This is a genomic window from Amycolatopsis sp. NPDC058278 (assembly GCF_042881395.1).
Classification (GTDB): domain Bacteria; phylum Actinomycetota; class Actinomycetes; order Mycobacteriales; family Pseudonocardiaceae; genus Amycolatopsis.
This window is the reverse complement of record NZ_JBHVXZ010000027.1, coordinates 52,498-71,790: the sequence shown is the minus strand read 5'-3', so window position 1 is coordinate 71,790 and position 19,293 is coordinate 52,498. Positions and strand designations below refer to the sequence as shown.

Genomic DNA, 19,293 nt, shown 5'->3' with positions numbered 1-19,293 from the left:
TCCCCGGCCGCTACGCCGTGAGCCGGCCCCAGGAGTAGTTCTGCTTGGCCAGCTTCAGGTACACGAACAGTTCGGTCCCGGACACACCCGGGATCTTCCGGATCTCTTCGCCGAGCACGTCGAGCAGGTGGTCGTCGTCCCGGCAGACCAGTTCGGCCAGCAGGTCGTAGCGCCCGGCGCACAGCACGACGTAGTGCACGTTCGTCAGCTCGGCCAGCTTGTCCGCGACTTCCCGGGGATCGACGCCGTCGACGTTGATGCCGACCATGGCCTGGCGCGTCAGGTCCACATTGGCGGGGTCGGTCACCGCGACGATCTGCATCAGGTCGTCGCGCAGCAGCCGCTGCACGCGCTGGCGGACCGCTCCCTCCGAAAGCCCGACCGCCTTGGCGAGCGCGGTGAACGAGGCCCGGCCGTCCTTCTGAAGCAGGTCGATCAGTGATCTGTCCGTATTGTCCAGCGCGCGCGCACGTGATTCGTCACCCATGCCGTCCCTCCCTGTGTTTCGGCATGTGATTTGTCAAGTGCGCAGCGTATCGAGACCTGCGGAGAAAGCGAGCCCTCCGGGGCAGCTTCGCGCGATTCGACGTGCACGCCGCGCTCAGCCGAGGAATCGGTGGTCGAAGCCGAAATCGACAAGGCTTTCCGAGGCGGTTTTGTGCGCCCGCGCACAGCCGGACCCGCGCACCCGCCCACGCCGGGTAGCGTCTGGCCGCTCGGTCGTACCGGCAACCCCCGTCTCGGCAACCCAGGAGGACCAACGCATGTCGGAGGCCGTGGCGCTCGGCGCCCCCGCCGTTCCCGCGAAGGGACTGCGCGCCGGCGCGCTGGGCATGGTGTCGTCGATGGTCATCGGGATGTCGTCGACCGCGCCGGCGTACTCCATCGCGGCCACGCTCGGGCTGATCGTGCTGGCGGGCACCGGGTTCAAGGCGGCCGCGTTCGTGCTGCTCTCGTTCGTCCCGGTGCTGTTCGTCGCCTTCGCCTTCCGCGAACTGAACACCGCGGAACCCGACTGCGGCACCAACTTCACCTGGGCGGCGCGCGCGTTCGGCCCGCACGCCGGGTGGTTCACCGGCTGGGTCGTCACGGTCGCGCAGCTGCTGGTGATGAGCAGCCAGTCCGCGCTCACCGGCCGGTACACGCTGCTGCTGTTCGGCGCGTCCGGAGCGGCGGGCAACCGGTGGGTGACGACGGCGATCGGGGCCGCCTGGCTGCTGGCGCTGTGCTGGCTCTGCCACCGCGGCATCGAGGTGTCCGCGCGGGCGCAGTGGATCCTGCTCGGCGTGGAGCTCGCCGTCCTGGTGCTCTTCTCGGCCGTCGCGCTGGTCCGCGTCTTCGACGGCACGGCCGGACCGCAGGCGACGGTGCCGCGGCTGGACTGGCTGTGGCCGGGCGGGGTCTCGGCCGGCACCGCGGTTTCGGCGGTGCTGCTGGCTGTGTTCATCTACTGGGGCTGGGAAAGCTCGCTGTCGGTCAACGAGGAGTCGGCCGACCCGCGCCGCGCGCCGGGGCGGGCCGCGGTGCTTTCGACGGTGTTGCTCGTGCTGAACTACCTGCTCGTGACGGTCGCCGCGCTCGCCTTCGCCGGGATCGGCACCGACGGGATCGGCCTGGGGAACGCGGCCAATGCCGACGACGTCCTGGCCGGCCTGGGCGGCGCGGTGTTCGGCGACGGCGGAGGCGGCAAGGTCCTCGGCGTGCTGCTGATCGTTTCCGTGCTGACCAGTGGCGCGGCCACCAGCCAGGCGACGATCATGCCGGCGGCACGCACGACGTTGTCGATGGCCAGCCACGGTGCCCTCCCGCCCGTCTTCGGGCGCGTGCACCCGCGGTTCCGGACACCGACGGTGGCGACCTGGGCGTTCGGGCTGGTCTCGCTGGCCGTGTACGTGCTCCTCGCGCTGGTCAGCGACAACGTGCTGGCCGACTCGGTGGACGCGGTCGGGCTGACCATCGCCATCGAGTACACGATGACGGCGCTGGCCTGTGTGTGGGTGTTCCGCCGGACACTCTTCGCGAGCGTGCGCAACTTCGTGCTCCGCGGGCTGCTGCCGTTCACCGGCGGCGTGTTCTTCCTGGCCGTGCTGGTGTTCGCGCTGATCGAGTACGCGCGGCCGGACGCGGGCGAGACGACGGTGTTCGGCATCGGCGGCGTCGCGGTGATCGGCGTGGTGTCGATCGTGCTCGGGGTGCCGCTGATGTTCGCCGTCCACCGCGCCTGCCGGGAGTTCTTCGCCGGCCGGCGCCTGCCGCGCGGGGTCGTGCCGCGCGGCTGCGACAGCATCGTCAGCTGAGGTCGCGGCGGCTGAGGTCTTCTTCGGTTTCGCGGCGCACCAGCAGCGTCGCGACCCCGTTGCGCACGCCGACCAGCGGCGGGCGGCCGACCTGGTTGTAGTTCGACGCCAGCGAGTGGTGGTACGCGCCGGTGCACGGCACGGCAAGGAGGTCGCCCGCGTGCAGGTCGACGGGCAGGCTGATGCCGTCGGCGAGGACGTCACCGGCTTCGCAGTGCCTGCCGACCACGGTCATCGGGATGCGCTTCGCCGTCGAACGCCGTCCCACCAGGCGTGTCGTGTACCGCGCGCCGTAGAGGGACGGCCGTGCGTTGTCGCTCATGCCACCGTCGACCGCGACGAACGTGCGGCTGCCGCGCTTGACCGCGCACACGCGGTAGACCGTGATCCCGGCGGGCCCGACGATCGCGCGGCCGGGCTCGATCGTCAGGCGGGGCAGGGGAAAGCGGTGTGCCGTGCACTCGTAGGCGAGCGCCACGCGCAGGCGCCGCGAGTAGCCGCCGAGGTCGAACGCGGGCTCGCCGCCGAAGTACGGCACCGCGTGCCCGCCGCCGAGATCGAGCTCCCGCAGCGTGACGCCGTGGGTGTCGCGGATCCGGACGAGCACCTCGGCCATCCGGCGCGCGGCCGCTTCGTACCGGTCGACGCGCGAGACCTGCGACCCGATGTGGCAGTGCAGGCCCTGAAGCCGCAACCCGGGTTGCCTTCGCACGGCTTCGACGGCGGCGTCGACGTTGTCCGGAACCCCGTCGAGGAGCGAGAAGCCGAACTTCTGGCCTTCGGTGCCGGTGCTGATCGCGGCGTGCGCCCCGGCCGCGACGCCCGGCGTCACCCGGATCATCACCTGCTGAGCGCCGTGGGCGAGCGCGCCGAGCTGCTCGATCTCGTCGAGCGAGTCGACGACGATCCGCCGGACGCCGTAGCCGAGCGCGGCCTTCAGGTCCTCGGGAGTCTTCGCGTTGCCGTGCAGCAGCATGCGCTCCGCGGGGAAGCCGACCGAACGCGCGACGGCGATCTCGCCGGCGGAGCAGGTGTCGAGCGACAAGCCCTCTTCGGCGACCCAACGCAGTACGGCTCGCGTGCAGAGCGCCTTGCTGGCGTACGCGACTTCGACGTCCGGCAGCGTTTCGCGGTACTCGCGTGCGGTCTCGCGGACCTGCTGTTCGTCGATGAGGTAGGACGGCGTCCCGAAGCGGGCGGCGAGGTGGCTGACGGGCGCGCCGGCGAAGAGCAGTTCGCCGTCCTCGCCGATTCGGGTGCTTCGCGGCCAGACTCCTGGCTCGAGGTGATCGGCGGCTTCGCAGCCGAGGCTGGGAAGAAGCTCGCTGAGCGTCACGGGTGCCTCCGGGCATCACGGCGGATCGGATGTCGCCAGGACACCTCCGCGAGCGGCTCCGGAGATCACCCGTGAATGCCGTCCTGACGGCTTCCGGGCGCTCGCTGACGTCTTGTTAACGCGGGAGTAACATCGGCCACACCCCAGTTGACCTGCGCAGAGCGTCCGCGGGCGGCCGGTGGCCCGGCGCGTCGGCCGGGTCCGGTCAGTGCGCCCGGTGGTCCGCCGCCGAGCCGCACACGCAGCCGCGGTCGGCTTCCCGGCCGGCCGCCGTCGCGGCGCAGTAGCGGCGTGCGATCGCGTCGTGCGTGCCGACCGGGTGCGGGCAGTTCGGGCACTGCGTGCCGTTGCGGGGGACGTCCGGCGCGTCGGGCACCGGGGCCGTCACGGTGTCACCTTTGCCGTCCGCAGGGGCTCCCCCACCGCGTGGAGGTGCTGCAGCACGTACCCGTACGAGCGGGCCCAGCCACACTCGGCGTAGGAGATCTCGTGCCGGGCGCAGAAGTCCCGGACGATCACCTGCGCGTGCTTGAGGTTCGGCCGGGCCATGCTCGGGAACAGGTGGTGCTCGATCTGGTAGTTCAGCCCGCCGAGGGCGAAGTCGGTCACCGGGCCGCCGCGGACGTTGCGCGAGGTCAGCACCTGCTTGCGCAGGAAGTCGAGCTTGTGCCCGGCCGTCAGCATCTCCATGCCCTTGTGGTTCGGGGCGAACGAGCAGCCCATGTACAGCCCCCACAGGAACTGGTGCACCAGCACGAAGATGATCCCGGTCAGCGGCGAAAGCACGATGAACACCGCGGCGAGGTAGGCCACGAGGTGGGCGATCAGCAGCGCGGATTCGAGCTTGTGCTTGCGGACGTCTCCGTGCCACACCGCCTTCACGCTCGAGACGTGCAGGTTGAGGCCTTCGAGCAGGAGGAGCGGGAAGAACAGGAACGCCTGGTACTTCGCCATCCAGCGCAGGAAACCGCGCTTCTGCGAACTCTGCGCCTTGCTGAACGCGAGCGCGGCGATGTCGACGTCCGGGTCTTCGTCCTCGTGGTTGGGATTGGCGTGGTGGCGCGCGTGCGTGCCGATCCACCAGCCGTAGCTCAACCCGGTGAGTCCGCCGTGGACCAAGCCGGTGGCGTCGTTCGCCTTGCGGCTTTGGAAGATTTGCTTGTGCCCGGCGTCGTGGCCGATGAACGCCAGCTGCGCGAAGACCATCGCGAAGAACGCGGCGAGGAACAGCTGCCACCAGGAGTCACCGAGGTAGACGAAGGCGACCCAGCCGCCGCCGAACGCGGCGAGGTTGAGCCCCATCCGCACGGCGTAGTGGCGGCGTCGCCGCCGCAGCAGGCCCGCCTCTTTGATGAGCCGCGACAACTCGGCGAAATCACTGCCGGGCATCGCGGGAGTATCGGAAATTTGCGTGGAAGTCATCAACGCACCGCTCTGGGTAAGTCCTAAAGGCTTGTCCAGCAACGGTTTCCAGCCCTGACGGGGTCTGGGTCCGGTTCGGGAAAGGGCACTGGGGCCTGGTCGCGGTGGTACCGCGTCCTCCCCACAGCCTCCCATCCGGCGCTCTCGTTGGCAATTCCCCGCTGGCCACCGAAAAGGTGTAGAGTCAGCCACATCGGGATGACGGTGACCTACCGCACACCCCGAGACCTTCCGGCCGGTCTGATCGGCCGGGGACAGGAGCTGAAGCCGGGTTCTTGACCCGTTCGTCTCGCAGCCGTGCCGGTCGTTCGACCGGCGAGCAGCCGCCCGCAGTTGCGCACAGCGACGCCCGGGGCGCCCAATCAGGTTGCGGCAACGAGGTTTCGTGCCCGGAAGACACCCTGTCATCGGGTGGCTCGTCGACGAGCCGGGGTTCGGTACCACCGCCCCCCGTCCCGCCGACGAGCCGCCAGTTACAAAAGCCCCCACGAGGAAAGCAGTCCGGTGAGCTGCTCCCGTTCGGGTTCGGTCAGCAGCCGGCTCGGCGGCCGGACATCGGGGCGGCACAGGCCCAGCCGGCCCAGCGCGTCCTTGACCACGCTGACGTTGTTGGCGTTGCCGTTGGCGGCGCGGAGTTCCTCGAACGGCCGGATCCGCTCCCAGACGGTCATCGCCGCCGGATAGTCCCCTGTGGACAGTGCGTGGAACATCTCCAGCGAGATCGCCGGGTCGACGTTCACCAGCCCGGACGTGAAGCCGGTGGCGCCGACGGCGAAGTAGCCGGGTGCCGAGAGCTCCGCCAGTCCCGCGATCCACACGAACCGCTCGAAACCCGCGTCCCGGGCGACCGTGCCGAACCGCACCGGGTCCGGCACCGCGTACTTCACGCCGATGACGTTCGGTGCCACCTCCCCGAGCGCGCGCAGCTGCTCACCGGCGATCGCCGGGTTGCGGACGTAGAGCACGACGCCGAGTTCCGGCACCGCGTTGGCGATCGTCGCGTGGTAGTCGACCCAGCCGTCGCCGGAGATGTACGGGTGCACCGGCTGGTGGATCATGATCATGTCGGCGCCGGTGTCCCGCGCGTGGACCGCGGCCCGCGTCGCCGACGCGACGTCGTGGCCGATCCCGGCGAGCACGCTCGCCCGGCCCGCCGCGGCTTCGACGGTGACCTCGAGGCAGTGCCGCGCTTCGCCCGCGTCGAGGGCGTAGAACTCGCCGGTGTTGCCGTTCGGCGTCACGACCTCGATGCCGCCGGTGATCAGCCGGTCCACCAGCTTCGCGTACGTCTGGCCGTCGACGGCGCCCTCGGCGTCGAACGGCGTGACCGGGATGGCCACCACCCCGCAAAGCCGCCGCCTCTGCTCCTCGAACGTCATCGGGCCCCCTTCGGATCGCCGGTCTCGGTGGTGCGTTCGCCGGGCAGCCCGAAGCCGACCCGGTCGATGAAATCGGTGATGTGCTGGCGCAGCAGGTGTTCGGTCTGCCGGGCGTTGCCGCTCTCGGCGGCGTTCAGGATCGCCCGGTGTTCGGCCGCTTCGCCCTGCCAGGTCGGGCTGATGCCCCAGCCGGTGACGGTGATCAGCGCGGCCTGGTCCCGCAGCCCGTCGAGGACCTCGACCAGCAACGGGTTCCCGCACCCGGCGTAGAGCGCGCGGTGGAACAGCCGGTTCGCCAGGCTGGCCTTCGCGCGGTCGCCGGCGGCCGCGCCGGTCTCGACCCCGGCCAGTACCTGCCGCGCTTCGCCGAAGTCCGCACCCCGCTCGACGGCCCGCCGGACGGCTTCGGGCTCGAGCAGCGCCCGCAGGTCGTAGACCGCGTACGCGCTCTCGGCGTCCATGACCCGGACCGCGGCCCCCTTGTACGTGCTCATCGTGACCAAACCGGAACCGGCCAGGATCCGCAGGGCCTCGCGCACCGGTGTCTTCGACACCCCGAGCAGGGCGCCGACCTCGGCTTCGACGAGCGTTTCGCCCGGCCCGAACTCCCCGCTCAAGATCGCTTCCTTGATCGCGTCGCGGACGAAATCCGTCCGTGAAACGGGCGGCGGCGGCCTCCGGGCCGAAGAAGTGCTCGCCACTGGCATGTCCGATCTGATATACGATGCGACATACAACATTATCACGGACCTAGGGAGCAGCCATGCAGCGTTGCACCGGCCTCCGATTCCGACGAGTGCTGCTGGCGATGGGTCTCGCCGCCGGTCTGGCGGCCTGCGGCGCGCCCGGCGGCGACGGCGGCCAGGCGGCTGATCCCCAGGCCGTCCCCGACAAGCCGGGCAAGCCGGTCGAGCTGAACATCCTCGACGTCGCGGGCAACCTGCAGCTCACCAAGCAGATGATCGAGAACTTCAAGGCCGCGCACCCGGAAGTGCTGGCGAAGGTCACCTATTCGACGGCACCCGCGCCGAGCATGGCGGGCAAGCTGAAGGCCGAGCAGGACGGCGGCGTCGCCCAGACCCACCTGGTGCTCAGCGGTACCGACGGCCTCTCCGCCGGCATCGCGAACGGCACCCTGGCGAAGGTCCTGCCGGACTTCTCGAGCCGGTTCCCCAACCTGATGCAGAACTACCTCGAGCCCGCGGCGAAGATGCAGGAGCTGGCCAACGGCTACGGCGTCGAGGTCGTCTACTACCCCTCGGGCCCGCTCCTGGAGTTCAACCCCGGCGCGGTGCCCGCCGCCCCGGCGTCCCCGCAGGAGCTGCTCGACTGGGCGAAGGCGCACCCGGAGAAGTTCCAGTACGCCCAGCCGTCGAACTCCGGCCCGGGCCGGACGTTCCTGATGGGCCTGCCGTACCTGCTCGGCGACAAGGACCCCAAGGACCCGGACAAGGGCTGGGACAAGACCTGGGCGTTCCTGCAGGAGCTCGGCAAGTACGTGAAGTACTACCCCTCGGGCACCACGGAGACGATGAAGAACCTCGCGTCCGGTGCGGTGGACATGATCACGTCGACCACCGGCTGGGACATCAACCCGCGCAAGCTCGGCACGGTGCCCAACACGGTCAAGACGGCGATCATGCAGCCGATGCACTGGGTCACCGACGCTCAGTACGCCCTGATTCCCAAGGGTCTTTCGCCTGATCAGGAGTCGGCGATCCTGCAGCTGATCGCGTGGATGCTCAAGCCCGACCAGCAGGCGATCGCCTACGACGACGGGTACTTCTACCCCGGCCCCGCGGTCAAGGACGTCACCCTGCAGATGGCGCCGCAGAAGAGCCAGGACACGCTTCGGCAGTTCGGGCGCCCGGAGTACGAGCAGTGGATCGCTCAGTACCCCAAGGAGACCTCGCTGCCCGCCGAGCAGCAGGTCAAGGCGTTCGACAAGTGGAACCAGCTGGTCGGCGGCTCGAAGGTCGGCAAGAAGTGACGTTCGGGCAGCTGCGGCTGGACGGCGTCTCGCGCAGCTTCGGCACCGCGAACGCCCTGCGTGGCCTCGACCTCGCCATCACGCGTGGCGAGTTCGTGGCCCTGCTCGGCCCGTCCGGCTGCGGCAAGTCGACGGCGCTGAACTGCCTGGCCGGCCTGCTGCCCCTGACCGAGGGCAGCATCTGGCTCGACGACACCCGCATCGACGGGCAGCCCCCGGAACAGCGCGGGTTCGGGATGGTGTTCCAGAGCTACGCGCTGTTCCCGCACATGTCCGTCCGCGCCAACGTCGGCTTCGGCCTCAAGATGCGCAAGGTCGGCCGCGCCGAAGCCCGCCGGCGCGTCGACGAAGCGCTTCGCCTGGTCCAGCTGACCGAGCACGCGGCGAAGTTCCCTGCGCAGCTGTCCGGCGGGCAGCAGCAGCGCGTCGCCATCGCCCGCGCCGTGGTGCTGGAGCCGCCCGTGGTCCTGATGGACGAGCCGCTGTCCAATTTGGACGCCAAGCTCCGGCTCGAGATGCGCATGGAGATCCGCCGCCTCCACCAGACGCTCGGCCTGACCACGGTGTACGTCACCCACGACCAGGAGGAGGCCCTGTCGCTGGCCGATCGCCTGGTGGTCCTGCGCGAGGGTGCGGTCCAGCAGATCGGCACGCCGGAGGAGGTGTACGCCCAGCCGGTGAACAGCTACGTCGCGTCGTTCATGGGCTACCGCAACCTTTTGGACGTGACGGTCACCGGAACCGCCGGCTCTTCGGTCACCGTGGAAGGCGCGGGAGTCCGCCTGGCCGGCCGCGGCACGCTCACCGAGGGCCCCGCGAAGGTGGCGATCCGCCCGGAGGACTTCGTCGTCGGCGACGGCACGGAGAACGCCCTCGACGTGACGGTCGAGATCGTCGAGTACCACGGCCGCGAGCTGTCGGTCTCGGCCCGGCTGGAGACCGGGGTGCCGGTCTACTTCCGGACGGACAAGCGCCTCGCGCCCGGGGACACCGTCAAGATCGGTGTTCCCGCCGAGCGGGTCCTGGTGTTCGCGCCGTGACCGCGGCGACGATCGGTGCCGCTCACCCCGCGGAGGTCGCGCCGTGACCGCCGTGGCGACCGCCCGGCCCGCGCTGCGGCACCGCCTGGCCGAACGCGGCATCGACCGCACCCTGCTGCTCCTGGTGCCCGGCCTGCTGGTGACGGCCTGCCTGTTCCTGTACCCCTTCCTCTACGGCCTCCAACTGTCGTTCGCGCCGCGCAAGGGCGGCGTCTTCGCCAACTACGCGCGGTTCTTCGGTGACCCGTACCTGCGCGACACCATCTGGACGACGCTCGGCATCGCCCTCCCGGCGACCTTCATCAACGTCCTCGCCAGCATCCCGATCGCCTACGTGATGCGCGGCCGCGTCCGCGGCAAACGGCTCCTGACGACGATCCTGGTCGTGCCGATCACGCTCGGCACGGTGCTCACCGCGCAGGGCCTGATCATGTACGGCGGGCCGGCGGGCTGGCTGAACAAGGTGCTCACCGTCCTCGGCGTCACCGACCAGCCGCTCCCGCTGATCCACAACTACACCGGCGTGCTGCTGTCGCTGGTGATCACCGGCTTCCCGTTCTCCTTCCTGCTGACGCTCTCCTACCTCTCGGGCATCGACCCCTCCCTGGAGAAGGCGGCCGCGACGCTCGGCGCGAACGGCGTCCAGCGCTTCCGGCGGATCACGCTGCCCCTGCTCGCTCCCGGCCTGGCGATCACCTTCTGCCTTTCGTTCGTCATGGCCTTCTCGGTGTTCCCCTCGGCCCAGCTCGTCGGCGACCCCGCGAACGAGACCCGGGTCATCTCGATCGCCGCCTACCACGCCGCGTTCGAGGAGTACGACTACTCGATGGGCTCGGCCGTCGCGATGCTCATGGCGGTGGTCATGCTGATCGTGATCGGCCTGGTCATGGCGTGGCGCGGCACGCTGTACCGCGGAGCGACCGGAGGCAAGGGATGACCGGTTGGGTCGCGCGTCCCGGACGTTGGGTCGTCTGGGCCGTCGTCGTGTTCTTCTTCGTCAACCTTGCGGGCGTGGTGCTCTCGGTGGTCGTCGACTCGTTCGGCACGCAGTGGTTCGGCACCTGGCTCCCGGACGGCTTCACCACCCACTGGTACGCCGACGCCTGGCGCGAGTTCGGCCTGTCGGACGTCCTCCTCACCACGGCGATCGTCGCGCTCGTGGTGATCGCCGTGTCGGTGGCGGTCGGCGTCCCGGCCGCCTACGCGCTGGCCCGCCGCTCGTTCCCCGGCAAGCGCCTGGTGATGCTGCTGTTCGTGCTGCCGATCCTGATCCCTCCCATCACCTACGGCATCCCGCTGGCCACCGTGCTCTACAAGTTCCACCTGGCCGGCACGATCACCGGCGTCATCCTGGCCAACCTGGTGCCCTCGGTGCCGTTCGTCGTGCTGACGATGACGCCGTTCATCGAGCAGATCGACCCGAAGATCGAGGCCGCGGCCCGCATGTCCGGTGCACGGACCGTCTCGGTGTTCACCCGCATCCTCGGCCCGCTGCTGCTGCCGGGCATCCTGGCCGCGTCGATCCTGGTGCTGGTGCGCACGGTCGGCATGTTCGAGCTGACGTTCCTCACCGCCGGCCCGGACTCGACGACCCTCGTGGTGGCCCTCTACAACTCCGTGTTCGCCGCGGGCATCCGCGCCAACCAGTCCGTCGACGCCATGGCGACCATCTACACCGCTTCCATGCTCGTGCTCCTCCTCGTCGCGTTGCGGTTCGTGAACCCGACCCAGCTGGTGACCCGGATCCGCGAGGAAACCTGATGTCGTGCGTCCGATTCTACCGCCAAAAGTCGAACACCTGATCGACACGATCGGGCGAATCCCGCTGTTGCGCCTCCCCCGAGGGGAGGTGCCAGGCTGACGGGCATGCGTTATTCGATCGGCGACCTGGCCCGCCGGACCGGGCTGACGATCAAGGCCGTCCGCTACTACTCCGACCACGGCCTCGTGCCGCCGTCCGGCCGCAACACCGCAGGTCACCGCCGGTACGACGACGCCGCGCTCGCTCGGCTCGACCTCGTCCGCACCCTCCGCGACCTCGGGCTCGGCCTCGCCGTGATCCGCCGGATCGTCGATGGCGAAACGACCGTCGCCGACGTAGCGGCGAGGCACGCGAAGGCCCTGGAAGCGGAGATCCGCGTGCTGCGCCTGCGGCAGGCGGTGTGGACGGCCGTCGCCGCTCGCGGCTCGACCACCGAGGAGACGAGAATCGTGCACGAACTGGCTCGACTGTCCGAGATGGAGTGCGTCAGCGACTTCCTCGCCGAAGCGCTGGGCGACCGTCCCGAACTCGCCGGGATCGCCCGGACGCTGACTCCGGAACTCCCCGGCAACCCGAGCCCCGGCCAGCTCGACGCCTGGATCGAACTGGCCGGGCTGGCCCGGGACGCGGACTTCCGCGCCGCCATCCGCCGGCTCGCGGACCAGCACGAGGGCGGCCTGCGCCGCGACCTGGCCGCCGAGGTGCGCGCCGCCGTCACGCCGGCGCTGGCGGCCGGAGTCGACCCGGGCTCCCCGCAGGCGGCGGTGATCGTCGACGGCCTCGGCCGCGACCGCACCGAGCTGCGGAAGTGGCTCGGTGTCGTCCACGATCCCCGCCGCGAGCGGTACCTGGAGCTGCTCGCGGTGATCAACGGCTGGGCCGCGCCGGAGAGCCTGACGCCGACGCTGGACTGGCTGACCGCGGCGGTGGCTTCCTGACCCCGCTCCGGCAGCTCCGCGGCGGCTGCGACGTCCGTCGCGCAACGGCTTCCCGGCCTCCGCCGCGATTAGCGCCGGTACCTCCCCCCGCGGGAGCTGATCGCCGCTACGGCCTCTTGACCTCCGCGCCGATCCGCGCCAGCACCTCCTCCGCGGGCGCCGCGTCGGACCGGCTCCCGTCACGCAACCGCACGGAAAGCTGCCCCGCGGCGGCCTCCCGCGGGCCGATCACGGCCTGGTACGGCACCAGCCGCCCGTCCCGGATCCGCGCGCCGAGGCTGCCTTCCGCCGCGATCTCCGCCCGCACGTCGCCGCACCGGTCCAGGACCTCCCGCGCGTACGGCAGCTCGGCGGCGGACACCGGCAGCAGCCGGAGCTGCACGGGCGCCAGCCAGGCCGGGAACGCGCCGCCGTGGACCTCGATCAGCTGGGCCACCGCGCGCTCGACGCTGCCGATGATGCTCCGGTGCACCATGACCGGCCGGTGCTTCACCCCGTCCGCGCCGACGTACTCGAGGCCGAACCGCGCGGGCTGGTGGAAATCGACCTGGACGGTGGACAGGGTCGATTCGCGGCCGGCGCCGTCGGCGATCTGGACGTCGATCTTCGGCCCGTAGAACGCCGCTTCGCCCTCGACCGCGTCGTACGGGAGGCCGTCGAGGACCGAGCGCAGGATTTCCACGGCGTCGTCCCAGTTCCCGGGCACGTACTTCCCGCCGGGACCGGGCAGGGAAAGGCGGTAGCGCGCCGGGCTGATGCCGAGGGCGTCGTAAGCCCGCCGGATCAGGGCCAGCGCGGCGGCGGCCTCGGCTTCGACCTGGTCGAGGGTGCAGAAGACGTGCGCGTCGTTGAGCTGGATCGCGCGCACCCGGCTCAGCCCGCCGAGCGCGCCGGACAGTTCACTGCGGTACATCCCGCCGATTTCGGCCATCCGCAGTGGCAGCTCGCGGTAGCTGCGGCCGCGCGAGCGGTAGATCAGCGCGTGGTGCGGGCACAGGCTCGGCCGCAGCACGAGCTGCTCGCCGCCGACGTCCATCGGCGGGTACATCTCGTCGCGGTAGAGCGACCAGTGCCCGGAGATCTCGTACAGCTCGCGTTTGCCCAGCACCGGTGAATGGACGTGCTGGTAGCCCGCGCGCCGTTCGAGGGCGTGGACGTACTCCTCCAGGCTGTAGCGGACAATCGCGCCGTCGGGCAGCCAGTAGGGCAGGCCGGCGCCGATCAGCGGATCGGTGCCGAACAGGCCGAGTTCGCGGCCGAGCTTGCGGTGGTCGGGCATCGTGGACTCCCTCGTGGACAGCGAGGCGGAAGACCACAAGACGAAGCCCGGGGCATCCGCCCCGGGCTGGAAACGTCGTTCAGCGCGCCGGGACACTCTCCGGCGTCGTCGTCCGTGCAGCGCGCTTCATGGGATCGACGGTAGCAACGGCCGGCAAGCCGTTTACTCCGCCGGAAGCCGGAAGGTGTCGAACTGCGGTTTCCCGGCGGGCCGCAGCACGAGCACGTTCACGCCGGTGGCGGTGTGCCGGGTCTCGACGTGCTCGAACGCCTTCGGAACGACGCCGTCCGGGAAGAGCCGGCGGTGCCGATTCGACAACCCGGCCGGAAGAAGTTCAGGGGGTCAGGAACAGCTCCAGCTGCTCGACGACGAACGCGTGGTCGTCGGCCTGCGGGAGCCCGGACACGCCGACCGTGCCGACCGGCCCGACCCCGCGCACCAGCACGGGGAACACGCCGCCGTGGGCCGCGTAGAGGTCCAGGTCGAGGCGGGAGTGCTCCTCGAACGAGCCGCCCTTCGCCCGGAACTGCGTCCCGATGAAGAAGGAGCTGTGCCCGTAGCGGTCGACGACGCGGCTCTTGCGGTCGATCCAGGCGTCGTTGTCGGCCGACGTCCCGGGCAGCGCGGCGTGGAAGAGCCGCTGGCCGTTGCGCCGGATCGAGATCGTCACCGGCAGCCCGCGGTCCCGGGCGGCCGTCAGCAGCTGCTGGCCGAGGGCGAGGGCGGTCTCGTTGTCGAACTTCGTGAACTGGAGGCGTTCCTCCTGCTCGGCGAGCTGGGCGAGGCGGTCGGCTTCGGTCATGGAGGTATTAAATCAACAGTGTTGTTTAATTACCAGTGAACTCGGTCAGGGACAGCACGTTGCCGTCCGGATCGCGGAACCAGGCGATCCGGCCGCCCGGCGTGGTCCAGATTTTGTCGGTGTCCTGTGGCAGCGTGTCGAAGGTGAGGAACTCCACGCCACGGCCCCGCAGCTCGGCCACCGCCGCCCGGATGTCGGCGACCGCCCAGCCGAGCACCGTGAACGGCTGTGGCGTGAACTCGGCGACGGCGGTGACGCGCAGCATGGTCGCGCCGCTGCGGAACACACACGCGAAGGGGGTCTGCTCGATGAACTCGAGCCCGGCGACATCCGTGTAGAAGGCGCGCGAGCGCTCGAGGTCGGTCGACGGTGCGAAGGCGACCAGATCCGCTGAGTTGAGCATGGCTCCACCTCTCTCGGTGGCGAACGTACCCCTCCGGCCGGGCAGCGGCCGGGGGACGAGGAGGTGGGCATGGGGCGGATCCGGCGTCGCACGGTGCTCGGCGGTGCGGCCGCGGCCACCGTCGCCGGCACGCTGCCGGTGGCCTGCGCCCCCGTGCCGCGGACGGGCAAGATCGACGACGTCCGCCACGTCGTCGTGCTGATGCAGGAGAACCGGTCGTTCGACCACTACTACGGCACCATGGCTGGGGTACGCGGCTTCGGCGATCGCGCGGCCCTGCGCGACGTCTTCCGCCAGCGCGGCGACCGAGGCGGCCCGGTACTGCCGTTCCACATCGACACGTCCGTTGTGGACGGCCAGGACCTCGGCGAGCTGCCGCACGACTGGAACAGCACGCACCGCGCGTGGAACGGCGGCGCGTACGACCGCTGGACAGCGGCGAAGAGCCCGATGACGATGGGGTACTTCACGCGCGACGACATTCCGTTCCAGCACGCGCTGGCGAGCGCGTTCACCCTCTGCGACAACTACTTCTGCTCGATCCAGGGCCCGACGCACCCGAACCGGCTGTACCACTGGACCGGCACGATCGACCCGGACGGCCTCGCCGGCGGCCCCGCGACGCACAACGCGCCGGACTACGAACCGTCCTTCCGCTGGACGACCTACCCCGAACGGCTCGAGGCCGCGGGGATCTCCTGGCGGATCTACGCGAACGACGAGGAACGCGGCGTCCCCGAGCACTTCGTCGGCGACTACGGCGACAACCCGCTCTGGCTGTTCCAGAACTTCCACGACGCGCTGTACTCGATGGACCCGGCGAAACGCCGGCTGGCCGAGCGCGGGAACCTGCGCAAGCAGCTCGTGCCCGACTCGGGGAAGGGCAAGGACCTCGACCACGTGCTGGCCGAGTTCATCGCCGACTGCGCGGCCGGCACGCTGCCCGCGGTCTCGTGGGTCGTCGCCCCGTACGGCTACTGCGAGCACCCGGCGGCCCGGCCCGTCGACGGCGCCGCGTACCTCCAGCGCATGCTGAAAGCGCTGTGGGACAAGCCGGAGCTGTGGGAATCGACCGTCGTCTTCGTCAACTACGACGAAAACGACGGCTTCTTCGACCACGTCGTCCCGCCGACGCCGCCGCCCGGCACGCCGGGCGAGTACCTGCCGGGCAACCGGCCGGAGAAGGGCGAGCCGTCCGGGCCGCCCGTCCCGATCGGGCTGGGCCCGCGCGTGCCGATGACCGTCGTTTCGCCGTGGAGCCGCGGCGGCTGGGTGAACTCGCAAGTCTTCGACCACACGTCGGTGCTGCGCTTCCTGGAGACGTGGACCGGCGTGCGCGAGCCGAACATCTCGGCCTGGCGCCGGGCCATCTGCGGCGACCTGACCAGCTGTTTCGACTTCCGCGCGCCCGACACGACCATCCCGCTGCTGCCCGACGCGAACGCGTTGCGCGCCGAAGCCGACCGGACGCAGGCCCGGCTGCCGAAGCCCGGGCTGGGGCCGGGCGCGCTGGTGCAGGACCCCGGCACGGCGAAGGCGCGCCCGCTGCCCTACCAGCCGGTCGCGTGGGTCACGGCCGAGGCCGGCGTCCTTCGGTTGCACCTGGCCAACCACGGGACGCAGACCCTGCAGCTGGCCGCGTACGCCTACCACGCGGGCGGGACGTCGCAACGCTTCGACGTCGGGCCCGGCGCCTCGATGGCGGGCGAAATCGCGCACGGCGGGACGTACGACGTCGCCATCCACGGCCCGAACGGCTTCGTCGTCGAGGCTTCGGGTGGCCTGGGCCTCGAGGCGGCGGTCACGTTCGCCGCCACGCCCGCACTGCGGGTCACGGTGACCAACAGCGGACCGGCACCGGTCACGCTGAACGACGTCACCCTTCCGCCGGGCGGCGCGCACGACTTCCCGGTGCCGGCGAGCAACGGCTGGTACGACGTCACGTTCGAGACGCCGGGGTGGCGCCGCCGGTTCGCCGGTCACCTGGAGGACGGCCGCCCGTCGCGGACCGGGCCTTAGCGGAGGGCGTCGAGCGCGAAGGCGGCGAGCATCGCGACGCCGTGGGGCATCGCGTCCTCGTCGAAGAGCACGCGGTTGGAGTGGTTCGCCGCCGCTTCCGCGGGGTCGACGCCGGGCGGGCACGCGCCGAGGAACGCGTACGCGCCGGGGACGCGTTGCAGGACGTAGGAAAAGTCCTCGGCGCCCATCAGCGGGTCGGCGAGCAGCTCGACGTTGCCCGGACCCAGCACGGCCGCGCCGAGCTCCAGGACCTCGGCGGCGATCCGGTCGTCGTTCACCGTCACCGGGTAGCCCGGTTCGACGTCGGCGACCACGCGGCAGCCGTAAGCCGCGCCGACCTGCTCGCACACCTTGGGCAGCTCGGCGCGGACGAGCGCGCGCGTCTGCTCGGACAGCGTGCGGATCGTGCCTTCGAGCTCGGCGGTCTCGGGGATGATGTTCGTCGTCGTGCCGGCCTGGAGCCGGGTCACCGAGAGCACCGCGGGGTCGAACACGCTGACCCGGCGCGTGATCATCGTGTGCAGCGCCCCGACCATGGCCGCGGCGGCCGGCACCGGGTCGATCGTGTGCTGCGGCGCGGAGCCGTGGCCGCCCTTGCCCGTGACGCGCACGTGGAACGAGTCCGCCGACGCCATCAGCGGGCCGGGCCGCAGCTGCAGGAGTCCGCTGGGCGCGTTGGCGAGGATGTGCACGCCGAACGCGCGCTCGACCCGCGTGCCGGCCGCGTCGAGCACGCCCTCGTGGATCATGAACCGGGCGCCGTGGTGACCCTCCTCACCCGGCTGGAACATGAACACGACCGACCCGGCCAGCTGGTCCCGGCGCTCCGCGAGCAGCCGCGCCGCCGACGCCAGCATCGCGACGTGCGTGTCGTGCCCGCACGCGTGCATCGACTCCGGGTCCTCCGACGCGAAGTCGAGGCCGGTCTCCTCGGTGAGCGGCAGCGCGTCCATGTCGCCGCGCAGCAGCACCGCCGGACCGGGCCGCGCACCGCGCAGGACGGCTGTCAGCGACGTCGTGGCCTTGCCTTCGGTGATCTCGAGCGGCAGGCCGTCGAGGGCCTCCCGGATCGCCGCCTGGGTGCGCGGCAGGTGGAGGCCCTGTTCCGGGTGGCGGTGCACGGCCCGGCGGAGGGCGATCGTGCGGTCCTGCAGCGCCCGCGCGTCGTCGAGGAGCCCGGCGAACGGCGTGCCGGGCAAGGTGGGCAGGTCAGTGGGGCCGGTCATGGTCCCGATAGTGCCGCATCCGGCGCTTCGGGCGCACCGTGCGTGCGCCGGATCGACCGGCGGAATACGGTGTGCGCATGGCGGTGGAAGAGCCGGTCACGGGCTTCGCGGTGGCTGTGGTCCGGGAAGAGGGTCGGTGGCGGTGCAGTGCGCTCGACCCTGGGGCGTTGACCGAGCTGGACGCAGCGATCACTGAACTGGGCAAACTACGTTCCACCGGCGCGAGCTTCGGGCTGCTGGCGGTCGACGACGAGTTCTTCGTGATCGTCCGGCCGAGCCCGCGGGGGCCGTCGTTGCTGCTCTCGGACGCGGCGGCGGCGCTGGACTACGACATCGCGGCGGACGTCCTCGACGTCCTGCGCGTCGATCCGCCGGACGAGGAGGACGACTCCGTCTGGCCCGAGGGCGACCTGGAGATCCTGACCGATCTCGGGCTGCCCGGGCCGGAGCTGGAGGTCATCGTCGGCGAGGTCGACCTCTACCCGGACGAGCAGCTGCAGATGGTCGCCCAGCGCTGCGGGTTCGGCAGCGAGTTCGCCAAGCTCCTGGACGAGCTCTGAGACGCCCGTCCGACACCGAGGCCGTGGAGGCCGCGCTGGAAGCGGCGCGGGCCCCCGGCGCGGACGTGCCGATCGGGGCGGTCGTGTTCGGCCCCGACGGCATCCCGCTGGCCGCGGCCCGCAACGCGCGCATCGAGCTGGGCGACCCCACGGCGCACGCGGAGATCCTGGCGCTGCGCGCGGCGGCGGCCGTGGTCGGCGACGGCTGGCGCCTGGAGGGCTGCACCCTGGCGGTGACGCTGGAGCCGTGCACGATGTGCGCGGGCGCGCTGGTGCTGGCCCGCATCGCTCGGCTGGTGTTCGGGGCGTGGGAGCCCAAGACGGGCGCGGTGGGGTCGCTGTGGGACGTCGTGCGTGACCGGCGTCTCAACCACCGGCCTGAAGTGCACGGCGGCGTCCTGGTGGACGAGTGCGCCGGGCTCCTGGAGACGTACTTCACGATGCGCCGCTGAGATTTGGGTACTCCACCGATATGACGATGAAGCACCGGATCCAGCAGGCAGTGGGCAGCGCTCGCGAGAAGGCCGGCGAAGTGACCGGCAACCGCCGTCTGAAGGCGTCGGGCCGGGCCCAGCGGCGCACGGCCCAGCTGCGTTCAACGGCGTCGGACGTCGGCCGCCGAGCCCGCCGCGTAGCGCGCGAGGCGCAGGTCAGGCTGCGCGGAGAGCGGCCGGTCGACCCCAGGTGAGCAGGCCCTCGGGCCTCGGGTATTGTTCTTCGCGGTGGCGTGTCCGAGCGGCCGAAGGAGCACGACTCGAAATCGTGTGACGGCTAATCCCCGTCCGTGGGTTCAAATCCCACCGCCACCGCTCGCAACAGCGAAAACGCCGGGACTCCCTT

General features: G+C 70.9%; 21 protein-coding genes and 1 tRNA gene. 11 read left to right on the top strand and 11 right to left on the bottom strand.

Translation table 11 applies throughout. From position 1 onward, the window contains the following. Window positions 1-10 precede the first annotated feature (10 nt). Complete coding sequence (locus tag ACFVYA_RS16790; RefSeq protein ID WP_285987166.1) at window positions 11-487, bottom strand: Lrp/AsnC family transcriptional regulator; 477 nt, start codon at window positions 485-487, stop codon at window positions 11-13. Between the two features lie 277 nt (window positions 488-764). On the opposite strand from ACFVYA_RS16790, the gene ACFVYA_RS16785 reads away from it, so the two are divergent. Next, window positions 765-2,297 carry an APC family permease gene (locus tag ACFVYA_RS16785; protein ID WP_387045863.1) on the top strand — a complete coding sequence of 511 codons (1,533 nt, stop codon included), beginning with the start codon at window positions 765-767 and terminating at the stop codon, window positions 2,295-2,297. On the opposite strand, the gene lysA is transcribed toward ACFVYA_RS16785, so the two are convergent. The 5 genes from lysA to ACFVYA_RS16760 all read right to left on the bottom strand — a co-directional run bounded on the left by lysA (window position 2,290) and on the right by ACFVYA_RS16760 (window position 7,135). Further along, window positions 2,290-3,633, bottom strand: coding sequence for a diaminopimelate decarboxylase (lysA, locus tag ACFVYA_RS16780; protein WP_387045861.1), 1,344 nt, complete (start codon window positions 3,631-3,633; stop codon window positions 2,290-2,292). The genes ACFVYA_RS16785 and lysA overlap by 8 nt on opposite strands. Window positions 3,634-3,838: 205 nt before the next feature. Further along, window positions 3,839-4,021 (bottom strand): RGCVC family protein, encoded by a 183-nt coding sequence (locus tag ACFVYA_RS16775; RefSeq protein WP_285987163.1) that lies wholly within the window; start codon window positions 4,019-4,021, stop codon window positions 3,839-3,841. Continuing rightward, entirely contained in the window at window positions 4,018-5,022 is a 1,005-nt protein-coding gene (locus ACFVYA_RS16770; protein WP_387045859.1) for a fatty acid desaturase family protein, read from the bottom strand. The genes ACFVYA_RS16775 and ACFVYA_RS16770 overlap by 4 nt, the downstream gene beginning before the upstream one ends. Before the next feature lie 506 nt (window positions 5,023-5,528). After that, a complete protein-coding gene (locus tag ACFVYA_RS16765; protein ID WP_387045857.1) occupies window positions 5,529-6,434 on the bottom strand; it encodes a dihydrodipicolinate synthase family protein in 906 nt (301 codons plus the stop codon). Continuing rightward, window positions 6,431-7,135 carry a GntR family transcriptional regulator gene (locus ACFVYA_RS16760; RefSeq protein ID WP_285994007.1) on the bottom strand — a complete coding sequence of 235 codons (705 nt, stop codon included), beginning with the start codon at window positions 7,133-7,135 and terminating at the stop codon, window positions 6,431-6,433. The genes ACFVYA_RS16765 and ACFVYA_RS16760 overlap by 4 nt, the downstream gene beginning before the upstream one ends. Before the next feature lie 62 nt (window positions 7,136-7,197). Between ACFVYA_RS16760 and ACFVYA_RS16755 the strand changes: the two genes are divergently transcribed. From ACFVYA_RS16755 to ACFVYA_RS16735, 5 genes are all read left to right on the top strand, one after another. Continuing rightward, window positions 7,198-8,424, top strand: coding sequence for an extracellular solute-binding protein (locus tag ACFVYA_RS16755; RefSeq protein WP_387045854.1), 1,227 nt, complete (start codon window positions 7,198-7,200; stop codon window positions 8,422-8,424). After that, window positions 8,421-9,464, top strand: a complete 1,044-nt coding sequence (locus tag ACFVYA_RS16750) for an ABC transporter ATP-binding protein (protein WP_387045851.1) — start codon at window positions 8,421-8,423, stop codon at window positions 9,462-9,464. Before ACFVYA_RS16755 ends, ACFVYA_RS16750 begins: the two co-directional genes overlap by 4 nt. A 43-nt stretch (window positions 9,465-9,507) precedes the next feature. Beyond that, window positions 9,508-10,401, top strand: a complete 894-nt coding sequence (locus tag ACFVYA_RS16745) for an ABC transporter permease (protein ID WP_103338128.1) — start codon at window positions 9,508-9,510, stop codon at window positions 10,399-10,401. After that, window positions 10,398-11,225 carry an ABC transporter permease gene (locus ACFVYA_RS16740; protein ID WP_013230679.1) on the top strand — a complete coding sequence of 276 codons (828 nt, stop codon included), beginning with the start codon at window positions 10,398-10,400 and terminating at the stop codon, window positions 11,223-11,225. Before ACFVYA_RS16745 ends, ACFVYA_RS16740 begins: the two co-directional genes overlap by 4 nt. A gap of 105 nt (window positions 11,226-11,330) precedes the next feature. After that, the gene (locus tag ACFVYA_RS16735; RefSeq protein WP_387045848.1) at window positions 11,331-12,164 is read left to right on the top strand and encodes a MerR family transcriptional regulator; all 834 of its coding nucleotides are present in this window, start codon (window positions 11,331-11,333) and stop codon (window positions 12,162-12,164) included. 106 nt (window positions 12,165-12,270) lie between these two features. Here ACFVYA_RS16735 and thrS read toward each other — a convergent pair whose 3' ends face one another. From thrS to ACFVYA_RS16715, 4 genes are all read right to left on the bottom strand, one after another. Then, window positions 12,271-13,464, bottom strand: a complete 1,194-nt coding sequence (thrS, locus tag ACFVYA_RS16730; protein WP_387045899.1) for a threonine--tRNA ligase — start codon at window positions 13,462-13,464, stop codon at window positions 12,271-12,273. 141 nt (window positions 13,465-13,605) lie between these two features. Next, on the bottom strand, window positions 13,606-13,761 hold the full coding sequence (locus ACFVYA_RS16725; RefSeq protein WP_387045847.1) for a hypothetical protein: 156 nt from the start codon (window positions 13,759-13,761) through the stop codon (window positions 13,606-13,608). Window positions 13,762-13,777: 16 nt separating this feature from the next. Beyond that, complete coding sequence (locus ACFVYA_RS16720) at window positions 13,778-14,245, bottom strand: heme-degrading domain-containing protein (RefSeq protein ID WP_387045846.1); 468 nt, start codon at window positions 14,243-14,245, stop codon at window positions 13,778-13,780. 25 nt (window positions 14,246-14,270) lie between these two features. Further along, window positions 14,271-14,648: a VOC family protein gene (locus ACFVYA_RS16715; RefSeq protein ID WP_285987155.1), complete on the bottom strand. Its 378-nt coding sequence runs from the start codon at window positions 14,646-14,648 to the stop codon at window positions 14,271-14,273. A 69-nt stretch (window positions 14,649-14,717) separates the two neighbouring features. Here ACFVYA_RS16715 and ACFVYA_RS16710 point away from each other — a divergent pair, with 69 nt between their 5' ends. Next, window positions 14,718-16,667, top strand: coding sequence for a phosphocholine-specific phospholipase C (locus tag ACFVYA_RS16710; RefSeq protein WP_387045844.1), 1,950 nt, complete (start codon window positions 14,718-14,720; stop codon window positions 16,665-16,667). On the opposite strand, the gene ACFVYA_RS16705 is transcribed toward ACFVYA_RS16710, so the two are convergent. Further along, window positions 16,664-17,893, bottom strand: a complete 1,230-nt coding sequence (locus tag ACFVYA_RS16705; RefSeq protein ID WP_387045841.1) for a M20 family metallopeptidase — start codon at window positions 17,891-17,893, stop codon at window positions 16,664-16,666. The two genes, ACFVYA_RS16710 and ACFVYA_RS16705, sit on opposite strands and share 4 nt — an antisense overlap. 77 nt (window positions 17,894-17,970) lie before the next feature. Between ACFVYA_RS16705 and ACFVYA_RS16700 the strand changes: the two genes are divergently transcribed. The 4 genes from ACFVYA_RS16700 (at window position 17,971) to ACFVYA_RS16685 (ending at window position 19,262) form a co-directional block, all read left to right on the top strand. Next, on the top strand, window positions 17,971-18,453 hold the full coding sequence (locus ACFVYA_RS16700) for a tRNA adenosine deaminase-associated protein (RefSeq protein ID WP_387045839.1): 483 nt from the start codon (window positions 17,971-17,973) through the stop codon (window positions 18,451-18,453). Window positions 18,454-18,476: 23 nt separating this feature from the next. After that, on the top strand, window positions 18,477-18,905 hold the full coding sequence (locus tag ACFVYA_RS16695; RefSeq protein ID WP_387045838.1) for a nucleoside deaminase: 429 nt from the start codon (window positions 18,477-18,479) through the stop codon (window positions 18,903-18,905). 20 nt (window positions 18,906-18,925) lie between these two features. Beyond that, window positions 18,926-19,141: a CsbD family protein gene (locus ACFVYA_RS16690; RefSeq protein ID WP_387045836.1), complete on the top strand. Its 216-nt coding sequence runs from the start codon at window positions 18,926-18,928 to the stop codon at window positions 19,139-19,141. Window positions 19,142-19,174: 33 nt separating this feature from the next. Further along, window positions 19,175-19,262 (top strand) — tRNA-Ser (locus tag ACFVYA_RS16685). The last annotated feature ends 31 nt before the right edge of the window (window positions 19,263-19,293 follow it).